Annotated in this window: 18 protein-coding genes; 15 read left to right on the top strand and 3 right to left on the bottom strand. The window is 45.9% G+C overall.

The genetic code is table 11. The features are described 5' to 3' along the window. The first annotated feature begins 222 nt into the window (after nt 1-222). From MHB71_RS12025 to MHB71_RS11995, 7 genes are all read left to right on the top strand, one after another. Complete coding sequence (locus MHB71_RS12025) at nt 223-6,933, top strand: hypothetical protein (protein ID WP_340029699.1); 6,711 nt, start codon at nt 223-225, stop codon at nt 6,931-6,933. Next, nucleotides 6,930-8,621: a DUF11 domain-containing protein gene (locus tag MHB71_RS12020; protein WP_051449716.1), complete on the top strand. Its 1,692-nt coding sequence runs from the start codon at nt 6,930-6,932 to the stop codon at nt 8,619-8,621. Before MHB71_RS12025 ends, MHB71_RS12020 begins: the two co-directional genes overlap by 4 nt. A gap of 153 nt (nt 8,622-8,774) precedes the next feature. Then, entirely contained in the window at nt 8,775-9,032 is a 258-nt protein-coding gene (locus tag MHB71_RS12015) for a YolD-like family protein (RefSeq protein ID WP_036608707.1), read from the top strand. A gap of 100 nt (nt 9,033-9,132) precedes the next feature. Beyond that, nucleotides 9,133-9,252: a hypothetical protein gene (locus tag MHB71_RS12010; RefSeq protein ID WP_017688846.1), complete on the top strand. Its 120-nt coding sequence runs from the start codon at nt 9,133-9,135 to the stop codon at nt 9,250-9,252. A 156-nt stretch (nt 9,253-9,408) separates the two neighbouring features. Continuing rightward, nucleotides 9,409-9,912: a ferritin gene (locus MHB71_RS12005; RefSeq protein ID WP_047842684.1), complete on the top strand. Its 504-nt coding sequence runs from the start codon at nt 9,409-9,411 to the stop codon at nt 9,910-9,912. Nucleotides 9,913-10,384: 472 nt separating this feature from the next. After that, the gene (locus MHB71_RS12000) at nt 10,385-11,125 is read left to right on the top strand and encodes a polysaccharide deacetylase family protein (RefSeq protein ID WP_074094795.1); all 741 of its coding nucleotides are present in this window, start codon (nt 10,385-10,387) and stop codon (nt 11,123-11,125) included. Nucleotides 11,126-11,169: 44 nt separating this feature from the next. Next, a complete protein-coding gene (locus tag MHB71_RS11995) occupies nt 11,170-12,081 on the top strand; it encodes a hypothetical protein (protein WP_076327843.1) in 912 nt (303 codons plus the stop codon). 181 nt (nt 12,082-12,262) lie between these two features. On the opposite strand, the gene MHB71_RS11990 is transcribed toward MHB71_RS11995, so the two are convergent. The 3 genes from MHB71_RS11990 to MHB71_RS11980 all read right to left on the bottom strand — a co-directional run bounded on the left by MHB71_RS11990 (nt 12,263) and on the right by MHB71_RS11980 (nt 15,153). Next, nucleotides 12,263-12,862 carry a response regulator transcription factor gene (locus MHB71_RS11990; protein WP_036608692.1) on the bottom strand — a complete coding sequence of 200 codons (600 nt, stop codon included), beginning with the start codon at nt 12,860-12,862 and terminating at the stop codon, nt 12,263-12,265. Beyond that, a complete protein-coding gene (locus MHB71_RS11985; RefSeq protein WP_036608689.1) occupies nt 12,859-14,007 on the bottom strand; it encodes a sensor histidine kinase in 1,149 nt (382 codons plus the stop codon). The genes MHB71_RS11990 and MHB71_RS11985 overlap by 4 nt, the downstream gene beginning before the upstream one ends. A gap of 87 nt (nt 14,008-14,094) precedes the next feature. Continuing rightward, a complete protein-coding gene (locus MHB71_RS11980; protein ID WP_047842686.1) occupies nt 14,095-15,153 on the bottom strand; it encodes a fatty acid desaturase in 1,059 nt (352 codons plus the stop codon). A gap of 374 nt (nt 15,154-15,527) precedes the next feature. Between MHB71_RS11980 and MHB71_RS11975 the strand changes: the two genes are divergently transcribed. The 8 genes from MHB71_RS11975 (at nt 15,528) to MHB71_RS11940 (ending at nt 26,490) form a co-directional block, all read left to right on the top strand. Further along, a complete protein-coding gene (locus tag MHB71_RS11975) occupies nt 15,528-16,367 on the top strand; it encodes a YitT family protein (protein ID WP_017688839.1) in 840 nt (279 codons plus the stop codon). A gap of 670 nt (nt 16,368-17,037) precedes the next feature. Then, on the top strand, nt 17,038-18,240 hold the full coding sequence (locus MHB71_RS11970; protein ID WP_340029697.1) for an ROK family protein: 1,203 nt from the start codon (nt 17,038-17,040) through the stop codon (nt 18,238-18,240). Nucleotides 18,241-18,276: 36 nt separating this feature from the next. Then, entirely contained in the window at nt 18,277-19,329 is a 1,053-nt protein-coding gene (locus MHB71_RS11965; RefSeq protein WP_340029696.1) for an ROK family protein, read from the top strand. A 49-nt stretch (nt 19,330-19,378) separates the two neighbouring features. Continuing rightward, the gene (locus MHB71_RS11960) at nt 19,379-20,602 is read left to right on the top strand and encodes an MFS transporter (RefSeq protein WP_340029695.1); all 1,224 of its coding nucleotides are present in this window, start codon (nt 19,379-19,381) and stop codon (nt 20,600-20,602) included. A 21-nt stretch (nt 20,603-20,623) separates the two neighbouring features. Continuing rightward, complete coding sequence (locus MHB71_RS11955) at nt 20,624-22,867, top strand: helix-turn-helix domain-containing protein (RefSeq protein ID WP_340029694.1); 2,244 nt, start codon at nt 20,624-20,626, stop codon at nt 22,865-22,867. Nucleotides 22,868-23,051: 184 nt separating this feature from the next. Beyond that, nucleotides 23,052-23,480 (top strand): hypothetical protein, encoded by a 429-nt coding sequence (locus tag MHB71_RS11950; protein WP_340029693.1) that lies wholly within the window; start codon nt 23,052-23,054, stop codon nt 23,478-23,480. Nucleotides 23,481-23,874: 394 nt separating this feature from the next. Then, nucleotides 23,875-25,476: an extracellular solute-binding protein gene (locus MHB71_RS11945; protein WP_340029692.1), complete on the top strand. Its 1,602-nt coding sequence runs from the start codon at nt 23,875-23,877 to the stop codon at nt 25,474-25,476. Between the two features lie 111 nt (nt 25,477-25,587). Then, nucleotides 25,588-26,490, top strand: a complete 903-nt coding sequence (locus MHB71_RS11940) for an ABC transporter permease subunit (RefSeq protein WP_017688833.1) — start codon at nt 25,588-25,590, stop codon at nt 26,488-26,490. The last annotated feature ends 6 nt before the right edge of the window (nt 26,491-26,496 follow it).

Below are 26,496 nucleotides of genomic sequence, written 5' to 3'. Positions count from 1 at the left end.
TGACTGCATCATAATGGTACGACAGAATTACTCTCGTATATGATAATTATAAATCACAATGAACAAAACGCAAATGTATTTAACTGTTATGAGAGAACAAGACTCACAGAAGTTTCGAGTTGTCACAAACTTTTTATGGAGGACAAACAAAACTCAACAATACACTCATAGACTATATACATGGCTCCGTTCCATATGTAGGAAATCATTGATGAAGGGGAGGTGATTTTCATTCCTCTTGTCGTTCGTTCAACCGTTAATGCTACGGGAGCAATTACATTTACAGGAAATACGCTTGGACTGAGTCGTTCGGAAACAGCGGGAGTACCCGGAACACAGGATAGTATTGGAGGTTTTATCACAACCAACACCAGCCTCCAATACGGCACCTATCCACTGGGAACGACAAGCCTGTATCAGAGCAACAGTTCAGCAGCCATTCTAACACTACCTGCTGGAAGTACCGTTCTGTATGCAGAATTGATCTGGGGCGGAAGTTACATTAATGGTACAGTCAACCTGAGTGCTGCCATCAACAATCCGGTTACGTTTATTACACCCGCAGGGACTTCCAGTGTTACCCCTGATCCACTTACCTACAATCAATTCGATCTGGGGGGCGGTGCTGCTGGCTATGTACGTTCCGCTAATGTGACCACACTTGTACAAAATGGGGGAGCAGGTACATATATCACCGGAGCAGTGGTAGGGACTATTGTTATTACAAATGATTCCACGGCCAATCATGCGGGGTGGACACTTGGAGTCATTTATCAGAATCCCAATCTGCCTTTTCGCAACATGTCTTTGCGTGCAGGGGGCGTACTCGTTCAATCCACTTCACCACCTGTTGTTACCACACTGACTGGATTTGCAACGCCCCTTTCCGGTGTATTGGGAGGAAGAATACTGTTCAGTGCACAGGAGGGCGACGCGAACCGGACCGGTGACCAGGCATTATTCGGGCCGACCTCAGCTACATCGGTTGCGTTGTCCGGGCCCAATAATCTAGCTGCGAACTTTTTTGCTTCTCAGATTAACGGAGATACCGGAGCGCTTAATACAACAGGAACGTTTGGGACACGAAATCAGATCAACGGAGCTCCAGGTACGAATATTATCGGTGGACGTCAAGGCTGGGATATTACCAATGTGGATGTTTCAGCAAGACTGATCAATAACCAGTCATCTGCGGTGTTGACATTAACAACCTCGGGGGATGCCTACATTGTCAACGCCAATGCAATTCAAGTTGATATTAATGCACCCAAGATCACATTGGCTAAGGCAACGGTCGCCGCCGGTGCAGTTGCCGGGGATAGTATCCTATATTCGGTTACCGTTACCAATGCAGGCACTGCGAGTGCGGCCAGTGTTGTATTATCCGATTCACTTCCTGCAGGTCTTACCTTTATTCCTGGCAGTGTCACGGTTGCAGGTGTATCCCGTCCAACACTTGATGTGACGGCAGGCATTCCGTTGGGTTCGTTAACTTTATCCAGCAGTGTTGTTGTAACCTATCGAGCACTCATCGGTCAGGATGCAAGCATCCTGCAACTGGTGAATTCGGCCAATGCAGCCTTTACATTTCAAAGTGTAGCAGGGGGGCCGGTCATTACCGGAGTTATTCCTTCCAACAACTCCACCCTTACGGTTTATTCGCCAAACCTGTCCATTGTGAAATCGGCGAGTACCACCAATGCCACGGTGGGTGACCTAGTAACCTATACACTGCAAGTGAACAACGGAGGGAATGTTGCAGCCAACGTTACATTGAGGGATAACATTCCAAGTGGTAGCTCATATGTAGCAGGCAGCTTTCGTCTGAATGGAAATGTGATTGCTGGCGCCAATCCGGTTACCGGCGTTAATCTGGGGAGCCTCGCGGCAGGAAGTGCCAATACCGTGACCTTTCAGGTACTTGTAACAAGCTTGCCGACACCGCCGACTCTTGTGGATCAGGCGACAGCTTCTTATTCCTTCAATTCACCTGATGGTCGGACGATCACGGGAAACATCGCGTCGAATACCTTAACGATTCCGGTAACATTGCCCAATGTGACCACGGTAAAATCAGCATCCGTTACCGATGTTGCTGTCGGGGAGACCTTCACGTACACCGTAGTTACTACTAACAGCGGTATTCAGGTGATTAACAATGTGGTACTTACAGATGCTCTCCCTGCTGGAATAACTTTTGTTCCCGGCAGTGCAACCGTAAGGGGAACTGTTGTACCGTCTGCGAATCCGAGCAGTGGTATCTCTATTGGGACATTGGCGGCCGGAAGTTCTGCGACGGTGACGTTTCAGGTGAATGTGCAGTCTTTGCCTGCTTCAGGTTCGTTAGTTAATCGAGCGGTAGTGTCCTATAGCTCTGGTTCGTTCACGGGCATTTCCAACTCCAATTCCATTACAACCCCTGTATACCAAGCTGTTGTTGGTATCAACAAGTCGGCAAGCCAAACCAATGCGACACTGGGGGATCAGATTGCATACACACTTGTGGTCACGAACAGTGGGAATATAGCGACTCAAGTGAATGTGACGGATACGATTCCAGCGGGGCTGACGTTTGTCCCGAATTCGGTAACTGTGAATGGTACTGCACGTCCTGGAACAAGCCCATTAACCGGAATAACACTGGGCAGCCTCCTGCCGGGAGTTGCGGCTACGGTGGTGTTTCGCGCTACACTCACCACACTTCCGACTCCCCCGACACTGGAGAATCAAGGGACAGCAAGTTATACGTACCAGCTTCCAAGTGGAAGGAATCTCTCAGGCAGCAGCTTATCCAATATCGTTCGTATATCTGCATCGGCTCCCAATATTTCTCTTAGTAAAACAGTAAACACACCAGATGCGACAGTTGGGGATGTGCTTACGTATACCGTTGTTGCAACAAACGCAGGAATTAGTGCAGTACAAAATCTGGTGATTTCGGATGCACCATCCGGCTCTGAATTTGTCCCGGGTAGTGTCACGATTAATGGATCTGCTGTTCCCAGCGCAAGCCCCGTTGCGGGAATCGCAGTGGGTTCATTGAATAGCTCAAGCAGCGTAACTGTGACCTATCAGACCCGAGTGAATTCCGTTCCATCTACGGGTTTGGTTAGTAACCAGGCCAATGCAGCATTTACATCAGGCAGTTTTAACGGTGTTTCTTCTTCTATATCAGTAAATACCCCCATATTTCTGCCAGTGATCCAAGTGGTGAAGTCAGCAAGTACAACAAGTTTGACTGTAGGCGATACGTTTAATTACACCATCCAAATTAACAATACAGGTAACATAGCTGCAACGGTTACCTTGACAGATCCCATTCCAGCAGGAGCAGTATTCAGCACAAATAGTGTCATTATTAATGGCGTACCTACACCTGGAGTCAGCCCGGAGTCGGGTATCAGTCTAGGAGAGATTGCTGCGGGCTCAGGTGCAACGGTCACCTTTGTTGCGACGGTTACCAGTTTGCCAGATGCAAGGCAGTTAATTAATCAGGCGGTTGCTTCATTTGCCTACACACTCCCAAGTGGGAGAACGATTGCCGGTCTCTCGTCATCAAACACCATCACTATTCCAGTGTCTCTGCCCAATGTTACGATTGTCAACAGTGACAATGTAGAGTACGGCGTAGTCGGAGATGTCATTCGATACACATCTGTTATTCGTAATAACGGCACAGTAGCCGTTAATAATGTGGTATATGTCAATCCTCTTCCTTCGAATACCCCATTTGTACCCGGAAGTGTCATTGTGAACGGGACTTCGTTCCCGCTCTCCAATCCGACCGCCGGCATTCCAATCGGTACGTTGGCTCCAGGAGCCGAGGTTACCGTAACTTTTGAGGTGACGATTACCATGCCGATTCCTTCGCAGATTAACAATCAGTCGACGGTCAGCTTCACATCCGGTTCATTTTCAGGGTCATCATCGTCCAATACCACTCAGACTCCGGTCATACAACCGCAGATTTCACTTGTCAAAACAGCAAATACCGTAAATGCAACTGTAGGTGATACGGTTGTATACACGGTAACGGTCAGCAATGCTGGCAATCTGGAAGCAAATGTTACTCTCACAGACAACATTCCTTCTGCGACTACTTTTGTACCCAACAGTGTGGTTGTATCCGGTGTGCCAGAGCCGGGAGTAACACCAGGAACAGGTATTCCGGTAGGCATTGTAGCAGCAGGGGCGACGGCTGTTGTCACGTTTGCCGTTGTTGTGGATTCACTTCCATCCCCACAGCAGCTTAGCAATTTTGCTACATCATCCTTTACATTTACACCTCCAGATGGGCGGACGTTGACTGGCTCAGCCACTTCGAATACACTCACGTTCCCGGTCTCGTCACCAAACGTCGCTGTTGTCAAAAGCACAGCTTCCACTGCGGCTACGGTAGGCGATACGGTGACCTATTCCATTCTGGTGACCAACAGCGGAATTGCACCGGTGAACAATATTCAGTTTTCAGACCCGATTCCAGCTGGAGCCTCTTTTGTTACAGGGAGTGTCACAGTGAATGGGGTTGCGCAACCCGGAGCCAATCCGGCAGGTGGGGTACCCCTTGGTACATTGGGGCCCGGAACGTCCGCGACGGTCACATTCAGTATCCGTATCGACGCGATCCCGCCAAGTGATCAGTTGAGCAATCGCTCTACGGTCAGTTTTACCTCAGGTACATTCTCAAGCACAACCTTTTCAAATACCGTGGTCACTCCGGTGTACCAGCCTATTCTTTCAGCACAAAAAACAGCCAGTACACAAAATGCTACCGTTGGGGATACAGTCAGCTACACGATAACCGTGAGCAATCAGGGAAACTATGGAGCCCAGATTAACCTGACAGATAACCTTCCAGCCGGAACCATCCTTGTTCCAAATAGCGTTATTGTGAACGGTCAACCGCTGCCAGCAGGAAATCCAGCAACGGGCATCCCCGCAGGTAATGTGGCTCCCGGAGCTACGACCACCATTACCTTTTCAGTGGTTGTTGATACGCTGCCAAGTCCGCAACAACTGGTGAATCAGGCTTCGGTGGCTCTATCATATACATTGCCGGACGGGCGAAACATCACGGAGTCTGTTCTATCCAATGTGTTGACCATTACCGTATCGGCACCGGATGTTGATGTCGTCAAATCCACAACTTCAACGGCGGTATCAGTTGGTGATATCGTAACGTATAGCATCGCTGTAACCAATAACGGAATTGCAACGGTCAACAATGTGGTTTTCACGGATGCAGTGCCGACAAGTACCGTTCTTGCGCCAACCGGCGTGTTTGTCGATGGTGTTTTGCGCCCTGGTGCCAATCCTTCTACGGGAATAACGCTTGGTTCCATCGCACCTGGCGTTACGGTAACCGTTGTATTTAGTGTGCAGGTTACGGCGCTCCCGGCAAGTGCAGTGTTAAACAATCAGTCCACGGTCAGCTTTACATCAGGGGCTTTCTCAGCGACCACATTCTCCAATACGGTTACAACTCCGGTCTTTCAACCTATTCTGGCGGCAGTCAAAACGGGAGATCAGACGATAGCAACGGTAGGGGATACCGTTGTGTACAGCATCGCCATTTCCAATACCGGGAACTATGGGGCATCTGTCACGTTAACGGATACCATTCCGGCAGGGACAGAGTTTGTTCCAAATAGCGTTATTATTAACGGGGCTTCTGCACCAGGTGCAGATCCAGCTTCGGGTATTCCGCTTGGTGTCGTTTCCACAACAACTCTGGTTACCTTCTCCGTTGTGATTGTGACGTTACCTTTGAGCCAGTCCATTACCAATCAGGCTTCTGCGACATTTTCGTATACATTACCTGATGGAAGAACACTTGGAGGCACGATTACGTCCAACGCACTCAACATTCAAGTATCTGCTCCGAACGTGAGTGTAGTTAAGACGGCTTCGGTAGTTGATGCCGTGGTAGGCGACACGATTGTGTATGAAATGGTTGTGACCAATGAAGGAATTGACCCGGTAAACAACATTGTGATCACCGATCCGATTAACCCAGCCACCACATTTGTTACAGGCAGTGTTCTGGTGGACGGCGTCCCACGGGCCTTGGCAAACCCGGCGCTGGGCATAGCCCTTGGTAGTTTGGCCCCTGGAGCATCGATAGCGGTATCGTATGCAGTTCGGGTCAATACGCTTCCAACACCACCACAAGTGAGCAGTCAGTCTTCCGTAAGTTTCACATCGGGTGTTTTCTCGGGAGCAGCGTATTCCAATACGGTTGTAACACCAATCTATCAGCCGATTATTGCCGTAACCAAAACAGGGAGCACCTCCAATGCAACCATTGGTGACACCATCACCTATTCTTTTGCCATTAACAATAGCGGGAATCTGGATGCAAGTTTGACATTAACGGACAATATACCGAATGGAGCCGTACTGCTTCCCAACAGTGTTCTGATTGATGGTGTTCCACAGCCAGGTGCCAATCCAGAGACGGGTATCGTTGTGGGTACCATACCGTCCGGAGGTACGGTTATTGTAACGGTTACCCTCGAGGTGACTGTAGATTCGTTGCCGCAGGATCAGCAACTGGTTAACCAGGCGGTGGCCAACTATACATTTAGTCCACCCGATGGCCGTCTGTTGACGGGGACCGTATCTTCGAATGTTCTGGTTATCCCGGTATCTGCACCAAATGTTGTTGTTGCCAAAAGTACAAGTGCCATTGATGCTGTTGTCGGTGATGTAATCACCTATACGGTTGTAGTAACCAATAGCGGCATTGAAGTGGTTAATAATGTGGTCATGGTTGACCCGGTACCTGTCGGTACAGTATTTGTGCCAGGAAGTGTTACGGTGGATGGTGTGCCAAGACCAACAGGGAATCCGAATACAGGCATCACGCTTGGTTCGATTGCTGCGGGTGCTTCCGTTACGGTTACATTCAGAGTAGAGGTTGTGGTGATATGAGCCAATCTTCCGGTCCGTTGTCCCACTGGCTAAAGAATCAGTCCCTGGTTCGATTCAGCTCGGGTGCGACTGAACTGGAACAGGTATCCTATTCGAATACGGTTGTAACACCGTGGATCGGCCCCAGGCTTGAAGTCAGAAAAGTCTGCAATGTCACGGAGGCTGCCTTGGGGCAGTCTCTTATCTACCGTGTTGAAATTGTTAATACCGGAAATCTTACGGCCCTAGTGTACCTATTGGATCAGCTATCTGCAGAGACGGCACTGCTTCCCAACAGTGTACTGCGTGATGGTATTCCGTTACCGGGAGCATCACCGGAGAGAGGATTGCCTCCAGCTGAAATCGCGCCCGGAGCCACGTTGCGATACCACTTCCAAGTTGTAATCTTGCGTTTACCTGAGACACTGAAGCTGCTGAATCAGGCACAGGTTAACTATGAGTTTTTGACACCGGAAGGCAGAACGGTTACAGGTATGGAACAATCCAATATCGTGGAGGTCAATCTGGTCTCATCCCGGCTGGAGATCTCCTTTCAGGCGGATCACATCTATACCTTCTCAGGGGATATTGTCATGTACACCGTCATCGTTAGCAATCCGGGTTTTATTGCAGCCACGAATGCCCAAGTAACGATTTCTTTGCCACAAGGTATTGTTTTTATACCTGCGAGTGTCATCGTAGATGAAATGTTTGCGCCACAAGTAACGCCTGATACGGGCATACAACTTGGAGAGATTTTACCCGGAAGCTCAATTAGAATACAATATCGGGTTCAGGTTATTGGGGGAAGCGATGCAAACGGAATATCAAGTGTAGCTGTACTGGCGTATATCTCGGCAGGACAGCAGGAGACGGTCTACTCCAATCAGGTTACCCTGGAAGTGATACAGCCCCAGGTCTCTGTGGTGAAAAGTGTGCTCCCGGTAACGGCCACATTAGGCGATGTCGTCCAATATAATATTACCGTCTCCAATGCAAGCAGTTATGCGGTGGATGGAACTCTCCTGGATGGACTGCCCACAGGTGTGACATTTGTCGAAGGCAGCCTGCGCTGGAATGGGGTTAAACGTCCCGGAACCAATCTGGCTAAAGGGCTTAATCTGGGGACGTTGACAGCCCGGTCGGTTCTGAATATTCAGTTCGAAGCGAAACTTCCAGATCGAGATGAATCGATGCCTGATGACTACAGGTATGTGAATCATGCTAGCCTGATGTATACATTTCGATTGCCAGATTCACGGTCAGTGCAGCGGATGATTACATCCAATGAAGCTGTGGTCGAATTGAAAGCGCCGATAATTCAGGCTTATGTTCAAGTGACACCCACATTGGTCGAGCAGGGAGGTACCGTCACTTTTCAGGTACGTGTGGGGAATACGGGTAATTTGCCGGCACGTGTACAACTTGGGAGCATTTTACCTGAGGGTGCCAGATGGCTTGGTCAAGCTACGGGTGAGCTCCAATTGAGCATATCAGAGTATTCCACACCACGGGTTCTGCATGTGGGCGTGATTGAGCCTGGAACGGAAAAGAACATCTCGTATGTAGCGAAGTTAGCTTCTGAGAAGGTGGGGACGCTGCAAGGAGACTTGATTGCCAGGTACACGTATGAATGGAATGGACAAAAACGGGCTGGCGAAACCCGATCGAATGAGTACAGCATCATTGTGGAGTATAGAGAAGAATAGGAGGTATCACGGTTAACGGTAACTTGCCTGAGGAATTTGCTCATTCTGGTTGCCATGAGATTACACGAACGTAAATGAATGGTATACTAATTGAATATGAACTCGGCAATCAACCCGTGGAATCGGGACGTCGGAGTAGAGGAGGCAGCCACATTGGCAAAAGCAAAAGTAGCAAAAAGACCTACACGCGATGAGTTTGAACTCGAAGAGTTGGGAAACCAGCTGGTTGAAGCTTTTCGGGAACGTTCGGAAGTACTGTTGACGGTATGGGGCAAAGAAGATCAGGTGCAAGGAGTCATCGTCAAAATGGACTCCCGTACACGACTCGTGCATGTAGAGTATACCGAAGAAGAGTTCACAGCGAAGGTACCTTTTCTGGATATCATGCGTGTGCAATCTCCCCGGTACTGAACGAAAAAAACAGCAATCTGAATAATTAGGGCATCCGCCCTGTCAAAGTCGTTCTTCCTGCATAAGATAACCCATACCTGTTGCAGAGGAGGTACGGTCAATGAGCGAAGTATTAGGTGGAGAAACAAGAGGCTACGGATACGGAGGTTTCACTTCTGTAGGTGCCATTCTGGTTCTGTTCATCCTGTTGGTTATCATCTCCAAAGCGTTCTTGGTATAATTGCATATCTCTAAAGAATGAAAGAAGCTCTGCCATCGCGGCAGAGCTTTTTTGTTCGTTCAGTCCTTGGCGAATTTTGTAGAAAATCGGTGTAAGTCCTGCTTACGTTATGTTAGAATATAACCATCCCTAGAGAAAGAAAGAGGTGTTTTGATTATGAGCCAAACGTTAACAGAATCTTTAAATGAACAGATGAACTTTGAGTTTTATTCCGCTCATGTATATCTGGCTATGGCAGCCTATTGTTCCAGCAAAAGTCTGGATGGATTTGCGAACTTCTTCATCGTGCAAGCGGAAGAAGAGCGATTCCATGGCATGAAAATATACAAATTCCTGAATGATCGTGGGCAACGTGCCACACTTGAGGCTTTGCCAGAACCGAAGAATGAATATGCTTCGATGCTGGATGTGTTTGAGCATGGTTATGCTCATGAACAGCAAAACACGAAAAAATTCTACAATCTGGCTGACATCGCTCTGAATGAACGTGAACATGCAACGATGTATTTCCTGAAATGGTTCATTGATGAGCAGGTTGAAGAGGAAGCTTTGTTTGACAATATTATTCAGAAGCTGCGCCGCATTGAAAAAGACAGCAATGCCTTCTACATGCTGGATGCCGAGTTTGGCAAACGTTCGTTCACTGCTCCAACTGAATAAATTGCACGTAGGGAGTCGAGAAGATTCCAGCGTCAAAACACCATTTACATACAGCATGAGGTAATTATCCTGAAAGCAATGGGGGCAATCCCCTTGCAAGGGATGATGGTTTGATGCCATATGCTGATTGAAGACAAAGAAGCCTGCACTTGTGCAGGTTTTTTTGCATGCAACGATATTTAATGATTGCATAGATTTGCTTGAATTGGAGTAAAGGTCTATCAAAATTCTGAATGTGGGTAATAGAGGATATGTCACAATTGATCTATCCTGACGGGATCTTTTTTTGCGCAAATCTATCAAATTCGTATTAAATTTTAGGTTTATCTGACAAAAGTGTAACTCTACCGTAGCCTTTGGAGCGAGAACAGGAGCCACTATCTTTGATAGTATTAGGATTAATCGCCAAGGGATGAAGGTAGAAAAACATGGACACCCGGGGAAATATAACACACAAGGGAGACTTTTAATTATGCTACATATTCGTAAATCTATCATGGTCACACTTGCTATTTTACTAATCATTCCACTATTATTGCCGCAGTCGGTATCTGCCAAATCAGCTGCATCCAAGGATGGTGCAAGCAAAGCAAATTCCAAAATCATATACCTGACGTTTGATGATGGGCCAACCGCTCATACGGGTCAGTTACTGGATATTCTGGATCAATATCATGCGAAGGCAACGTTTTTCATGCTGGGACCTCAGATGGAGCAATTTCAGAAGGCTACCAAACGTATCGTAGCTGACGGGCATGGATTGGGTCTGCATGGTGTGACTCACGTTCCAGGCAAATTCTATAAATCTGCATATAGCGGATTGAAAGAGATGCAACAGGCCAATGCAAGTCTGAACAAGGTTGCCGGAGTTAAAACAAGTCTCGTGCGGACGCCATACGGTAGTAAACCATACCTTAAGCCGGCGTTCCGTAATGTACTGCTGGGCCAGGGTGGATTCCATCTATGGGATTGGAATGTCGACTCGGAAGACTGGAAATACAAGAAGGATCACCAGAAAGTCTATAACAGTGTAATGAAGCAAATCCACAATGTGCAAAAGAGCGGAACAACACCTGTTGTGCTTATGCACGACCAGGAAGCAACGCTGAAAGTATTACCGCAAGTATTGAAAACATTGAAGGCAGAAGGGTATCGTTTTGAAGTATTAAGCAAAAAAGTACAGCCGGTTAACTTCTGGAACGACAAGCGTTAATCTTTTGAATTTTTAGATTGGCTACAACGAAGGAGGTACACATCATGAAGAAACAGCCATTATGGATCACGATTCCAGTAACGACAGCGGTTTTGCTTGCTTTGGCAGGATGTGGCGGACCGGATTCAAATACAGCATCATCAGAGAATAGTTCTTCACCAACGACAACAGTGGGGGAGCAGACCGAGACCGGCAGCGGTGGTGCTGATTTCTCTAATGAAAATGAAACAGGAACCAAAGAGAATACGGGCACAACAGATAATGAAGACACATCAGGATCGAAGGCAAATGACAACCAAGTTGCCACTGGTCATTCAGGTGTGAATGATGTGATCAAACAAGTTCGCAACCAGTTGAAGATGAAGGATGCAGCGTTACCCACTTCATTTTCATTGGACAAGGGTACATCTTTGGGGGCGGCAATACTGTCCAATACTGCGGATGCATTTAAGGTAAACTTCTACGCTACCACTCAGTCTGTTGCCATTAATGATCAATCTTTAACTGCATCCGACAGTAAGATACCTGTACTGGCTTCCTATGAAGTGAAGACCTATAAGGACCCGGATCAGCCAGAAATATTCCCTGAGACGGACCTGAAAGATATTCCAGCAGATATGGCGGTGGATCTGGGACATGGCATCAAAGGTATGAGTGAAGGTGCCGCAGGCAGTCAATATCTGACTTGGCAAGAAGGTAGATGGACGCTGGAAATTCGTTCGGTATCCGAAGATGAAATGAATAATCCGGGCATAGCGAAAAAAATGGTGGAGTACCTGGAGTTACATACCTTGCCTGTACCTAAAGATAAAGGGTATATCAAGGTTGAATATCCAAGTGGTGGACAGTCTGTTCATGTAACGGTCTCATGGCAGGACGGTAACCAAATTCATCAGCTTAAGACCGATCAAGTGCCATTAGAAGCTCTTGGCATGGTTGTATCTGTGAAATCTTAAGTATTCTACGGTTATCCTGCAATGTAGAAGAAATGAGTGTGGGATTGTTACGATACACCTAAAAAAAGCTTGGCCCAGGAAGAAATTGCTGGGCCAAGCTTTTTATTTTGAGCATGTTATCGCAGCTTATGTAGCCCGGGGTACATGCTTATTTTTGTTTCAATAGGTTAAAGCGGTGCTTTCATTTGAACCACCCTTTTTCCTTGGAGCGAGTGATGGCCTCAATGCGGTTACTGGCATTTAACTTGTTGAGAATAATGGAGATGTAGTTACGCACCGTGCCCGTTGTGATGAACAGATGCCCAGCGATTTCCTTGGTGTTTTTCCCATCTGCCATGAGGCCTAGTACGGCATTTTCCCGTTCTGTCAGGGGGTTTTCTTCTACATAAGCTTCATCTACCAAGTCGGGAGCGAAGATGCGTCTGCCATTCATAACTTGGCGGATCGATTCGGCAAGTTCTTCAATTGGACTATCTTTGAGCAGGTAACCACGGACACCGCCCTTTAGGGCACGTTCGAAATATCCGGTCCGGGCAAAAGTGGTCAGTATAATGACCTTACAGCTCATTCCTTTGAGTTCTTCTGCAGCTTCAAGGCCGCTTTTCACGGGCATTTCTATATCCATCAGACAGATGTCTGGTGCAAGCTCCTGGACAAGGGCAAGGGCTTCCTGGCCGTTGCTGGCACGTCCGACGACTTCCATATCTTCCTCCAGATTGAGGAGGGAGGACAAGGCGCCGAGCATCATGCGCTGATCTTCCGCGATTACAATTCTAATCATGATTCTGCCTCCTTTATCGGTTTGCGAACGAGTTTCGGAACATGAATAATGATCGCTGTACCCGGGATGTCTGTTGCAGAGCGAATATCCAGACAACCGTTCACAAATTCAAGTCGTTCCTTCATGCCCAAAATTCCTGTTCCGCGCCGATCCTGTTTGCGAGTTCGTTCTATTCCAACACCGTTATCTTGAACGGTTACTACATTATCCGCTAGTGTTTCCTTAATGATGATAGTACAGGTTGTTGCCTGACTGTGTTTGACGACATTCGTGACAGCTTCTTTCAAGCACATACCGAGCACATTTTCATTCAATTGTGACGTATCCTGTAACTTCGGATTACCTTCCAGCACAAATTCAATCGAAGCGGCCTTCAGAATCTGCTCCGCCCGGAACAGTTCATCGACCAATTGTGTACCACGCATGGTGGTGACCATTTCCCGGACTTCCTTCAGAGCTGTACTTGCCGTTTGTCTGAGGTCGTTCAATTCAATCTCGGCCTGATCGGGATTATTGCGGAGCAGCCGTCTCGCCAGATCGGTTTTCAGACCGATCAAAGAGAGCTTCTGTCCAAGTGTATCGTGCAGGTCACGAGCGATACGCTGGCGTTCTTCCATTTTTACGAGATCATCAAGTCGCTTGTTCGCATTCTCCAATTGGCCTTCCAAATGTTCAGTTTTGTTTTTGTTATACGTACTGATTGGGAGCAGGATGGAGGCCATTAAGCTGATGAATACAAACGGGAGTTGGCTCACCAACAGAGAACTCTGATTAATGAAACCGTAATTAATGGTTACGAAACTGGCTCCCAGGTTCACCGAGTAGAGGGTGAAGAAACCGGCTTTATTTTTAATATTCCCAATAAAGAAAGCAAGAAACAATGAGAAATATGCATAATCATAGGCGATCGTCATCGTAATGGATATGGCAATAAGCATTCCAATCCACATGTACACCTGCCAGCCCTTGGTGATGAAGGCGAGCAGGTAACAGACGAAGAAAACGAGAATGATAATAATGCCGGTTACCATCGTCCATAATTTAGAATATTGCGATATAAAATAGAATGGCAGGATGAAAAAGGCGAGCCATACATAAAGGTTCAACCCTGTTTTTTTATAAAAATTTTGCATCCACTTTTGAATGGAATTCTCCTCCTCAAACTTGTACTCAACTTTAGCATGACTGTAGCATGACTATGGCTTGAACACAAGAAAACGAATCCGACAGAGTTAAGGCTTCTCTGTCAGACCCGCTGGATTGGTTACTCGGATAGGCGGTTGAACATACGGCTTGCGGGATAGCTTTTTGAGCTGTCTGAAGCTAATAAACTGTTTAGAATCTTCATCCCACAGACGGAAGCGCAGGGCAACCAGACTGGAACGTAGTGTAATAGTCGTTGCTTTTTGCAAAGGTGGTGTTGCGTTATGTGCTTCTTCCAAGAAATAGTTAGGTACACGTGGGCTCAAGTGATGCACATGGTGAAACCCGATATTACCACTGATCCATTGCAATAATTTTGGCAATTTGTAATAAGAACTGCCTTCAACAGCTGCTTTTACATAACTCCACTCATCTTCATGTTCAAAATACGTCTCTTCGAACTGATGTTGAACGTAGAACAGCCAGATACCAAAGAAACCGGAGAAGAAGAAGATAGGTGCCTGCACCATTACAAAAGCCTGCCATCCGACTAACCAGGACATGAATGCATAGAGCACAACGATCAATACGGTAGTCAGGTGTGTATTGATACGTTCTTTACGTCTAGCACCTTTGCGGTTAAAACGGTAAGCCAACAGAAACACGTAAATGGGTCCGATACAAAACAATACAAACGGGTTACGATAAATCCGATAGAAGAGACGACCCCAAGTAGAAGCTGCTTTGTATTCGTCAACCGTCATAACCCAGATATCACCTACACCACGTTTGTCAAGATTACTGCTTGTTGCGTGATGGATAGAATGCTCGTTTTTCCACTGCTGATAGGGTGTCACTGTTAATACACCAGTAATGGTACCGAGAATATCGTTGGCGCGTTTGCTCTTGAAGAATGAACCATGGCAGCAGTCATGGAAAATAATAAAGGTCCGTAGTACAAATCCGGATGCCACCAAGGCAATCGGGAAGGTCAGCCAGTAGGAAACCGATAAGCTAAAGTAAGCTGCAGCCCATAATAAGAAGAGCGGGAGCAATGTATTGATTAACTGGCGGATACTTAGTCTGAGATCATTTTTTTCGTAAGGGGTAACTTCTTTTTTTAAGGCCATTTCTTTTGATCTGTTCATAAAATTGTGTCCTCCTTCAATCGTTATAACTGTAATCAGCTACAACTTGGCGTTTCCCGCTAGACTTTCCTGTAGGAAGCGTTTTTATCATTGTAAAACAATCCGAACATGACAGTAAGTCATAAACGTCAGCCTTCTGTAATGATGAATATCAATAACGGACCATGACATTTGTCATGGGTGTATGATGCTCAATAGCTCTGCAGAAGACAGAAGAGCAGGTTTTACTAATTCCTTTGCACAAATTACGCAACAATTTGTATTATGTATACAAATTTTGTTGAGAGCATGGTAAAATCTATCTTTGAGTGGCTATGACAACTTATGAGACGGGTCGATTAGGTTGATTTCTGATGGATTGGATGGAATGCATAATGAAGAAACGAATTACGGATATCCTATTTATTATGGCAGGTGCATTTCTGTTTGCACTGGCGGTGAACCTGTTTGTCATCCCGAACGATTTGGCTGAAGGCGGCGTCACGGGTATCACGATTATTTTGTATTACCTGTTTGAATGGTCCCCTGGACTGATGAACTTGATCCTGAACGGTATTTTGTTAATTGTGGGATATCGGTTTCTTGATAAAACGACTACGGTATATACGATTATTGCAGTGGTATTCAATTCGTTGTTCCTGCATCTGACGGAGAGTTGGACGATTGCATCGGATGAACTCTGGATAAATACCATTTTTGCCGGATTATTTGCCGGTCTTGGTATTGGCTTGATTGTTAGAGTAGGAGGCACAACGGCGGGGACAGTGATCCTGGCCCGACTTGCCAACAAATATCTGGATTGGAATATCAGTTACGGACTTCTGTTCTTCGATCTGATTGTGGCTTTCTCCTCATACTTCATCATTGGACCACAAGGATTAATGTGTACAATTGTCTTGCTGTTTGTTGGAACCAAAACAATGGAGTTCATTATTGAAGGGCTCAATCCGAAAAAAGCCGTTATGATTATCTCTTCCAAACAGGATGAAATCGCAAAGCAAGTCATTGAGAAGATGGATCGCGGAGTAACCGTCCTGTCCGGTCATGGCTATTACACGAAAAATAAGAAAGAAATTCTATACATTGTGATTAGCAAGCAGGAAGTTTCTATGCTGAAGAAGATTGTACGAGCAGAAGATGAGATTGCTTTTATCACCATTCATGACGTGCGTGATGTTTTCGGTGAAGGATTTATTGAACTCTCTAAAACTTGATGAATATGTATATAATGAAGAAAGGAGTTGCGGTGAAATATCACCGCAACTTTTTTGATAGGTTAATGGTATCCGGTATTAACCTAGTTCAATAAGAAAGAACCCTTCTCCGAAGAGAAGGGCAAAAGAGTATTAGTAATGTCTTCTTTTTTTGACTCCACAATATTCAACAGTGACATGACAGTGTTTTTTACACTTTGTAGGGACATATTTCACTTTGGTAACACAAGTTTTCGTAATTTTTTTGTAAAAACACTTTGGTCTTGGATGATGACATTTATGATGTTTTCTATACATATTAAAACCTCCCTGATCGTGATAAGGTATTCTATGAGCGTGTCACTGTTTCGGAAATGTATAAACGTCTATTATTGTATAATAATTCCTTTATTAGGCTTCTGTGTTACAGGTGAAGGTTGGTTCTTTCTAGTAAAACTTTCTACTAAAAGAGTGCAATGACAAAAAGCTGTACACCTACCAAACACGATGATATATTGAATTTAATCAATTTGTTAATAAACCTAACTAACTAAGCATTTAGCATAATTTCCAAGAGCGTTTTACAATCAGCAAGATATAGATCGAAACGGTATTATTCGTCTATATTTTGTACCCGAGAGCGACTTTAATCGAATTATGAAAAATGCTAACTATAAGAGGAGGCGATAACATGGCTGGCACACCGCAGTATATCCGCAATCTGAATGAAAATCTCATTATGGATGCCCTCATAACTCAGGGAACCATGTCGAGAGCGGAAATCAGCCGTCAGACCGGACTTAGTAAACCAACAGTATCTTTGGCAGTCGAACATCTGATTGATCGTAATCTGGTGAGGGAAATGGGGCCAGCTGACAACGCTCAGGGTCGAAAAGCAACCCTCATTCGTTTCAACGAAACGGCTTATTATGTCTGTGGGATAGATATCGGCGCAACTCGTATTCGGATTGCATTATCCGATCTGAATGGAGAGATCATTGCCTATCGAACATATCCCATGGTTGTTCAAGGAGCTTATGAGCGAGGAGAAGCGACGATGTTGGAGCTTCTTCGAAGCCATATGAACGAACTGCTGGATGAGAATCATCTGAACTGGGATCAGATTCAGTGCATCGGGTTCGGTATACCAGGCGTAGTGCTGCCTGAATCAGGGCGTATCAATCGTATTGTGGACCCTTTAGCGGGTCTGGAAGAAGCTTTCTCTTTAGAGTCGTTGTCAGGAGCTTTTCCCTGTGAAGTAATTCTGGAAAATGATGTGAATCTTGCAGCCCTTGGGGAGTATCGGAGTGGTGCAGCAGCAGGATATCCCTTGTTTGTTTTTTTCTCCATCGGCACAGGGACGGGCGCTGGAATCATGGTACATGGCCAACTGCTTCGAGGTTTAGGTGGCTTAACTGGAGAGATCGCGGAGATGCTGGTGGACGATGGCCGACGTCTGGAGGAAGTGCTGTCCGCTGATGGTCTGATGCAACTGGCGAAAGATTATCTAGATCAGCATGATGAACTATTATTGGAGGCTGCTGATTCGGGTGCAGATGCTCTTCACAGACACCTGACTCCCGAGAAGTTATTTGAAGCTGCGCGCAGTGGAGAAGTAGAGGCGTTAGACATTCTACAACAGTACAGCCAGAAGATTGCTTCCGCTCTGCGTCAGATTAGCGTTGTGCTTGCTCCGGATCTCATTGTGCTTGGCGGAGGTGTAGGAGGGAACGGTGATGTGTTATTGCCTTTACTGAGGCAGATCATCTCTGAGCAATTCCCGGTGCAACCACAGTTAATCTGTTCCAAGCTTGGTGAGCAAGCTGTTGTCACTGGTGCAGTGCAGGTAGCCGTACAACAAACGATGCTGAACCTTCAGCAGGCCATGGAATAAGAGATTGGATATACAACATGTGAGGAGGGAAAAGGGATGACAGAATCCGTGAAAAACGTAAGCATTAATTATCAGACCAATCAGAATGGTACGGTTGGAGGTGATCCATCCGGCTGGATTGCAGGTATTGACATTGGAGGCACCAAAACATTAATGCTCTTGTCATCACAACAGGCTGGAAATGAAGTTCATGAACGTATCTTGCCTACGCTTGCCAGTGATCAGCCGGATGAGTTCTTCCGATGGTTATTCGTTGAATTGGAAACATTCTGCCGCGAAGTTGGATGCAGTCTGGATCAACTTAAAGGTGCAGGCTTGGGATTCCCTGGTGTGATTCTGCAAGAGGAGGGGATACTGCGAAATGCTCCCGCTTTTCAGTGGCCTGAGCTAGATATTCGCCCTGCTATTGCGAAGTATTACAGCGGGAATATCATGTTGGATAATGATGTGAATATGGCGGCAATGGGAGAATATGATCAAGGGGCAGCACAGGGACATCAACACTGTGTAATGGTCACGGTTGGAACAGGCATTGGATCTGCTCTTATCCTGAATGGACAGCTCTATAGCGGCCAGAATGGAGCAGCAGGTGAGATTGGGCATTTCATTGCAGGAGACGAAGGGCTTTATACCGGTTACGTTGCGGATGCGGATTCCTTTGGCGTATTTGAGCAAGTGACTTCAGGTACGGGAATTACCGAACAGGCGAGGCGTTATTTTGCTGCTGGAAAGGGAAGTTCCTTATCCCTGATCATGAGTCTGGCAGGAGGGGAAGCGGAACAGATTGAAGCCAGGCATGTATTCAAAGCAGCGGAGTCGGGTGATCTTGCTGCCCTGGAGATTCTGGAACTACCCATGCGTTATATGGCGAGAGGTCTGGCGAATATTACGGCTTTACTCAATCCTTCCATTATAGTGATCGGTGGTGGCGTGGCTGCATCCAACCCATCCTATTATCTAAATGAAGTGCGCACACGCCTCCAACGTTACACTGTTCTGCCTACACTTCTAGCTGTAGCTGAACTGGGGAACAAAGCAGGAGCAATCGGGGCATTGGCTGCAATCAAGTCCAGTCTGACACGCACTTAAAAATAGAGAATAGGCGAAGCAACTACAGAAATAAAGGATGGAGATCCGGATGAGAAGTAGACATATGAAGGCTTACACAGAGAAAATAAAAGCCGATTCCAATGATGCAAAACGTGTTTTACTCCAATTACAGGGCCTATATCTGTTTATGGGGCTTGCCGGGGGGATGTTTAACCCGTACATTAATCCCATATTGGTTGCACAAGGTTTTTCCAGTAAAGAAACCGGATTTATTATGGCGTTTGGCACACTTGTATCCATTATTCTTCAACCTATATGGGGAATTCTGGTAGATAAGTTTAAAAAGACACGGTTCGTACTGGTGATAAGCCTGCTTGTTCCTGCATCGTTAGCGTATTTCTACAATATTCAAGTGTACTTTATATTAATATTGATTTATACTTTATGCACTATATTCCAAGTGACTCAAATACCCGTTGCTGACTCCTATGCGGTTACAGCTGCGAGAGCCGCGAACACCTCATATGGCATGATCCGACTCTTCGGCAGCATAGGAACGGGAGTTGGGGGATTTGCCGCAGGGATGTATCTCTCCCAGTTTTCCATTCACATGTTATGGCTACCATTTCTCCTGTTTAACATTCTGAGCGCTATACTGGCAAGTACACTTCCCTGGCAGACGAGCATATCCTCGTCCTCGGTAACCTTCTCCGTAGGTTTGGCAAGATTGCTCCGAAACCGGACATTCCTTCTATTTCTAACAGGTTGTTTCCTGGTTAACCAAACGCTCACTGCGTTTAACTCCTTTTTTGTTATTTCATTTCAGATGGCTGGCGGTTCTGTGACCATGACGGGTACAGCACTGTTGCTGGCGTCAATTACTAATGTTCCATCCATGTTGGCAGCGGCATTCATACTCCGAAAATGGGGGCATGAACGCACGATGCTGCTTGCAGCGGGGGCCTATATGTTACGTTGGGGGATACAATGGCTATGGCCAACACCTGAGGTCATGATTGGCGTTCAGGTGCTGCATGGGTTATCCTTCGGATTCTTTTATATCGCAGCAGTGGAATATGTGGCTTCCGTTACGGGACGGGAGATGCAGGCCACAGGACAAAGTTTATTTAACATGGTGTTTGCTGGCCTGGGCGGAATTGTTGGTAATATGCTTAACGGATATTTACTCGATTCCGGTGGTCCATCACTGATGTATCTGGCTTGCACGATCAGTGCGGCACTAGGATCAGTGATTCTGTATATCGTCAGCAGGCAGGCCAAAGAACAGAGAAGAGCATACTCATTAGAATAGAGATGGAAGGAGTTGGAGCCTATGAAAGTAAATCTAAAGCGGAATTGGCACACCAAGTTGATGTATTCGTATTTTCCTATTTTTCTGCTTACGATTTCCATTCTGATCTTTCTCTCCTTCCTGATTGTCAACGAACTCTCACGTAACGAAACACAAAAAGCCGACATGATCTCCACCCGCTATATCGTGGATACACTGGAGCGCTCGTTAAGTGACATTGAACTTCGGTTGCTTGAAGACATTGGTGCAAATAAAACATATAGTCGCTTTCTGGAAGCTGGCCAGGGACAATTATCGAGTCAGTTCATCTATGATGCGGCAAGTGGGCTGGGACGTATGCTGGATCAGCAGGATATGATTCAATCCATTTATCTCTATCGTATGTCCGATTCCCAGATTCTTACGCCCAGAGGCATGATGCGTTTGGAAGATTTCGAAGATCGTGCCTATATTGAGCAAGCCTTGAAAGATCGGGAGAACCTCGGTTGGAATCTGCCACGTGATTATAAGGAACGTTCTTTCGACGTACCTTCACAGGTGATTAGCATGAATAAGTGGCTTCCTTTACCGTGGGGCGGGGAAGGACTGCTCGTCATTACCATCCGCATGTATGCAGTGGAACGGCAGATTGATAACATGACCAATGAAAAGTTATCTGTTCTTCAGGTTCGGGATAAGAGCGACAATCTGATCTATACCGCGCATCAAATGGACCCTTCAGCAGGTGAAATCCTTAATCGTGTGACTGCGGACAAGCTTGGTCTGATCTTTGAGAGTGGTATTCAATCCGGACAGCTGTATTCATGGGTATCCCTTGTTTCTTATGTGTGGATCGGTATTGGTTTATTAACGATTGTTGGTGCGGTGGCGGGACTAATCTACATTACTCGCAGAAATACACGCCCCATCCAGCTGATCATGAATCGAATTCAGGCGTTACAGCCACGTGCCGAGGAGGTGGAAGCAGCTCCATCCGTCAAAGATGAACTGGCCCTCATCGATCGTGCGCTGGAACATCTGATTGCTCAAACGGTTGACTATGAGAAACAACATCATGAAAACTTGCTGATTCATCGCAGACAGTTGCTTGTTGATCTGATGGAAGGAGAGCGAATGGATTCGTTCCGTCAGCGACTTCGCCATCTGCAACCGCTAGAGGAACGATTCATGGAACCGAAGAGTGTTGCTGTCCTCATTGCGGAGATGAATGGTGACGATCTCTCGACCAATCAGAATATTCTGAAGATTGCGCTTATGAACGTAGTGGAAGAACTTGTGCAGAATGAGACCCAGTTCGGCGGTTGGGCTGAATGGTTTGGGAACCGCAGGCTTATTGTAGTGATTGCATCGGATGAGCAGGAAGGACTGGATCGTGAATTACTTATGGATCTGGCTAAGCAGATGCATATGTGGATTGCGGAAAACTTCCGCTTACGGTTTGCGTTCGGGATTGGACGAACCGTATCGGGCTGGGAGGAGATTACTCGATCCTATGTGAGTGCAGATGCGGGTTTGCAGCATAGACTTACCCTAGGTAAAGATGCGATCGTTCTCAGTGAGCAACTGCCGGATCGTATTGAGCTGCAATCGTACAAGTATTTGCAGATGCTCGCAGACTTTGTCCGTGAATTCAGGCTTACGGGTGATGGTTGGCGAACGCAGCTGGACCAGATGTTTGTTGCGTTTAATGAAGATCAGATTACAGATAACGATATTCGCATGTTGCTGCAGGCGTTAATCCAGATGTTGTCCCGTGAATTCGGGGAGCTGTCTGAGCGGCTGCAAAGCCAATTTGCCGAGGAAATCCTGACTCGTCTTCGCAGTGATATTCAGCAGGTGGAGACACTCGAGGGGATTCAAGAGATTTTGCAGGAGTGGCTTAAAGAGGTTTATCGCAATTATGTATCTGTAAATGAAACAAAAAGTCATCGCGCGATGATCAACGAGCTGCGGATCTATATTGAAGAGCATTTTGATGATCCGGATCTGTCGCTGAAACATCTGAGTGATCGGTTCCAGATCTCGGGCAAATATGCAAGTTATCTGTTCAAGGAAGAGTTTGAGATGAAGTTTGTTGATTTTCTGGTGAAACTGAGGGTCGAAAAGGCCTGTCGCCTGTTGTCTGCATCCGATATGGCTGTTCAGGATATTGCTCTGCAAGTGGGTTATGCCAATGCCATCTCTTTCGGCAGAGTATTTAAACGGATTATGGGCGTGACACCAGGAGACTACCGCAAGCAGGGTGGAAAACAAGGGGATCAATAATGGAATTGCACGTGTTAGAACATTCGCATATCGGGTAAAATCCAATAATCCTAGAGATATCTATGAAATCTCCTGTATGAGGCAATAAGGTTTCGTCCCTTATCGTCCTTTGCAGGAGATTTTTTGGATGTTCAACCACGATCTTAGGCCAGTGTAGCTGGTATGTTGTTAAGGAATTTTACGAATGTCCTATACTAGCATTATGACAATTCATAGATTAATAGGGCAGGAGTTGAAGATGGTGTACAAATATGGACAGCAAGTGTGGGGATCGGTAGATATCAGTAAACGGGTTACCATTACAGCAAGCAACAACACATTTGCATTTCATGTAGATGACTCGTCATATACGATAACTATACCTGTTGGTACCTACACGACAAGTCAACAAAGGCATGAATCCGAACTTATTCAGGCCATTTCGAAGGCAGGGGCAGCTCAGAACATTCCAGTACGATTTATTTTGGGCGGAATGCATTATGATGAGAAGTATAATGTGTTGATTTTGGAACATACGGACACGACCAACGAACATGTCATCGATCAATTTGCGGGAAATGCCATCGATACGTTGTTTGGTCAAATGAAGTTTAATCTTCCGCCGAGGAATTAGTCGTGGAATCGTTCTACACGTGTTGCTAAACAAGGAGATCACATAAGATGTGGTCTCTTTTTCATTTTTTGAAGAGAGATTTAATGGAAAAAAGATTATTGCAAGATGGGTGATGCCAGATTGTCTATGAGAAATCAAAATGAATGCAACATAATATGTTATTATAGTTAACATTAAAGGTGTGAAAATTGTATATTGTCAGGAAATATGTTTATACATCGCGGTATTTAACGTAAAAAACGTGAATTTCACATGTTGAAAATAGTTTATTGTCTAAATATCAGATCTTATGTAATGATTAGTGACATTCACAGGTGCAACAAAATGGGATGAACAAAGTGGAGTGGCAATCATGTGAATCCATTCAGAGAGTGTGCGAAAGGGGAAAGGTCAAATGAGATTATTTCAAAGACGTAAGGCAGGCAAGGCAAGTTCAATCCTCGCAGTGGTAACAGCATTCACTCTATTATTATCTGCATGTTCGTCAGGAAGCGAATCAACATCTTCATCAGGAGAGACGGGTTCGGGGGAAAAAACGACTTTGAAAGTAGAAATCTTCGACCGGGGAAACACACCGGCGGGCTACACCATTTCGGACAGTTATCTGACTCGCTTCATTCAAGAGAAGTTTGGTGATCCAAACAACATCGATGTCCAGTTTGTTCCGGTACCACGCTCGGAGGAAGTACAGAAACTTAACGTTCTGATGGCGAGTGGCTCTGAAGTACCTGATATCGTCTTTACCTACGATTCGGGAACATTCAACCGGTATGCAGAGCAAGGAGGTCTGACTGAACTTACGGATCTGATCAATCAAAGTGGTCCTAACCTGAAGAAGTTCCTGGGAGATGAAACGCTGGCCTACGGTCAATACGATGGACAACAGTTCGCGGTTCCAGGTAAACGTCTTGTACTTGGCAAGTACGCATCCTATGTTCGTCAGGACTGGCTGGATGCACTTGGATTGCCTTCCCCTGAGACAGCTGAGGAGCTGCATACAACACTGAAGGCCTTCAAGGAAAAAGATCCGGGTAAGGTTGGCACAGGACTTATTCCTATGGGGATGTCCATTGCCTCGGCTCAATATGAACCACTGATCTGGTCATTCATTGAACCGCTGACGGAAGAACAGAAATATACATTAACGCAACAACTGGGTTCTAATGACTATCCAACGTTGTTGCCTGGTTTCAAAGACGCTCTGAAATATATGAACACACTATATAATGAAGGATTAATGAGCAAGGACTTTGGACTCGATAAAGACAAGAAAAAGCTGTGGGAAGATGTATCTAACGGCAAAGTTGGATTCTACACGGAGGATGCAGGGGAGATTTATATCTCCGGTACGTACAAAAACCTGCAAACCAATCAACCTGGTGCAGTGATGACACCGATTGATGCCTTCAAAAACTCCGAAGGCAAATTTGCCAAACCGGCATATGCACCCAATGCGATGTATGTCATGATTCCGAAATCGAGCAAAAATGCGGAAGCCGCGATGAAGTATCTGGATTGGATGGCTTCGGGCAACAACTTGTTCGACCTGCAATTCGGTGTTGAAAATGAGAACTATGAACTTGTGGATGGGGTCCCACTGATCAAAGATGATGCTTCTCCTGAAATTGCAGGCCGTATCTATAATTCCGGTGACATTGCCATTATCGTGAACGGTAAATACGTTGGGGATGACAAGAAAAATGAAGAGGCCTATGTCGTTCAGGTAGAGTCGAAGTATCGGGATGATATGCGCAAGTCGGTAGCGATCTCTAACACGGACACCATTCAACCGGTACGTTTCTCCAAACCGATTGATGCAGAAGCACGTTACGGTAACGGCTTGAAAGACAAATTTATGGAGTTTTTCGTGAAAACAACCATTTCCAAACCCGCTGATTTTGAAGCCACGTATGACAGCATGATGAAGGACTACATGGCGAGTGGTGGCCAAGCAATCCTGGATGAACGTACAGAAGCTTACAAAGCGATGAAATAAGTAGAGTAGAGATCACATCTAATGTGTATGACAACAAAGAACAGGGATTTCATTAGGGCGATGGCAACATCGCCTTGATGAAGAATCCTGAATGACATGGGGGGAAGGTTTATGAAAACAAGCATCTATTTCCGCAGAAACTGGCAACTATATGCGTTGCTCCTACTGCCCATGATCTACTTCATTATTTTCAAGTATGGGCCAATGTATGGCGTGCAGATTGCGTTCAAGGACTTTAACTTCTTTCAAGGGATCGCCGGTAGTGAGTGGATTGGCTTGGATGCATTCAGAGAAGTGTTTCAAAATCAGGGATTCTACACGGCATTACGCAACACGTTAGTACTTAACATGCTGGATCTACTGGTCTCCTTCCCGGCACCACTTATATTAGCCATCTTATTGTTCGAGCTGAAGAAGGCCTGGTTCAAAAAGTTGGCACAGACTTTACTGTACATTCCTCACTTTATTTCGTGGGTCATTATTGGAGGGATCGTACTTCAGGTATTCGGTACACAATCCGGTTTTATTAACAATATCTTGATGAGCATGGGATTTGATCCATTACCTTTCCTTTCAGACAAAAACTATTGGCTCTTCACGTATCTTGCGGTAGGCGTGTGGCAGAGTGCAGGCTGGGGTACGATTCTGTATCTGGCATCTCTCACGGGCATTAACCGGGAACTCTACGAAGCCGCAGAAGTGGATGGAGCAAGTCGGCTACGCAGAATCTGGCACATCTCCTTGCCAGGCATCAAAACAACGATTGTTACCTTATTGATCATCAATGTCGGCAACATGATCTCTATCGGCTTCGACCGACCATTTATTATCGGTAACGTGGCTGTTCGTGAATACTCGGATGTGCTCAGCACGTTTGTCTATCGTGTCGGTTTACAATCTGGTCAGGTTACGCTCGCAACAGCTGTAGGTTTGTTCCAGGCTTTAGTTGGACTTGTCTTCATACTCGGAGCGAACTATACGTCCAAGAAATTAACCGATGAGAGCATTATGTAGTGGATT

Source organism: Paenibacillus sp. FSL H7-0940 (genome assembly GCF_037979415.1).
Taxonomy (GTDB): domain Bacteria; phylum Bacillota; class Bacilli; order Paenibacillales; family Paenibacillaceae; genus Paenibacillus; species Paenibacillus amylolyticus.
Note: the sequence above shows the minus strand (reverse complement) of the source record. Positions and strands in the feature narration are given on the sequence as shown.

Bases quoted from the DNA above. Each gene is read 5' to 3' on its own strand.
- MHB71_RS11960 (WP_340029695.1), top strand. From the start codon at position 19,379: ATGAGAAGTAGACATATGAAGGCTTACACAGAGAAAATAAAAGCCGAT.
- MHB71_RS11965 (WP_340029696.1), top strand. From the start codon at position 18,277: ATGACAGAATCCGTGAAAAACGTAAGCATTAATTATCAGACCAATCAG.
- MHB71_RS11950 (WP_340029693.1), top strand. From the start codon at position 23,052: ATGTCCTATACTAGCATTATGACAATTCATAGATTAATAGGGCAGGAG.
- MHB71_RS11975 (WP_017688839.1), top strand. From the start codon at position 15,528: ATGAAGAAACGAATTACGGATATCCTATTTATTATGGCAGGTGCATTT.
- MHB71_RS12005 (WP_047842684.1), top strand. From the start codon at position 9,409: ATGAGCCAAACGTTAACAGAATCTTTAAATGAACAGATGAACTTTGAG.
- MHB71_RS11990 (WP_036608692.1), bottom strand. From the start codon at position 12,862: ATGATTAGAATTGTAATCGCGGAAGATCAGCGCATGATGCTCGGCGCC.
- MHB71_RS11970 (WP_340029697.1), top strand. From the start codon at position 17,038: ATGGCTGGCACACCGCAGTATATCCGCAATCTGAATGAAAATCTCATT.
- MHB71_RS11980 (WP_047842686.1), bottom strand. From the start codon at position 15,153: ATGAACAGATCAAAAGAAATGGCCTTAAAAAAAGAAGTTACCCCTTAC.
- MHB71_RS12010 (WP_017688846.1), top strand. From the start codon at position 9,133: ATGAGCGAAGTATTAGGTGGAGAAACAAGAGGCTACGGATACGGAGGT.
- MHB71_RS11945 (WP_340029692.1), top strand. From the start codon at position 23,875: ATGAGATTATTTCAAAGACGTAAGGCAGGCAAGGCAAGTTCAATCCTC.
- MHB71_RS12020 (WP_051449716.1), top strand. From the start codon at position 6,930: ATGAGCCAATCTTCCGGTCCGTTGTCCCACTGGCTAAAGAATCAGTCC.
- MHB71_RS11955 (WP_340029694.1), top strand. From the start codon at position 20,624: ATGAAAGTAAATCTAAAGCGGAATTGGCACACCAAGTTGATGTATTCG.
- MHB71_RS11940 (WP_017688833.1), top strand. From the start codon at position 25,588: ATGAAAACAAGCATCTATTTCCGCAGAAACTGGCAACTATATGCGTTG.
- MHB71_RS12000 (WP_074094795.1), top strand. From the start codon at position 10,385: ATGCTACATATTCGTAAATCTATCATGGTCACACTTGCTATTTTACTA.
- MHB71_RS11995 (WP_076327843.1), top strand. From the start codon at position 11,170: ATGAAGAAACAGCCATTATGGATCACGATTCCAGTAACGACAGCGGTT.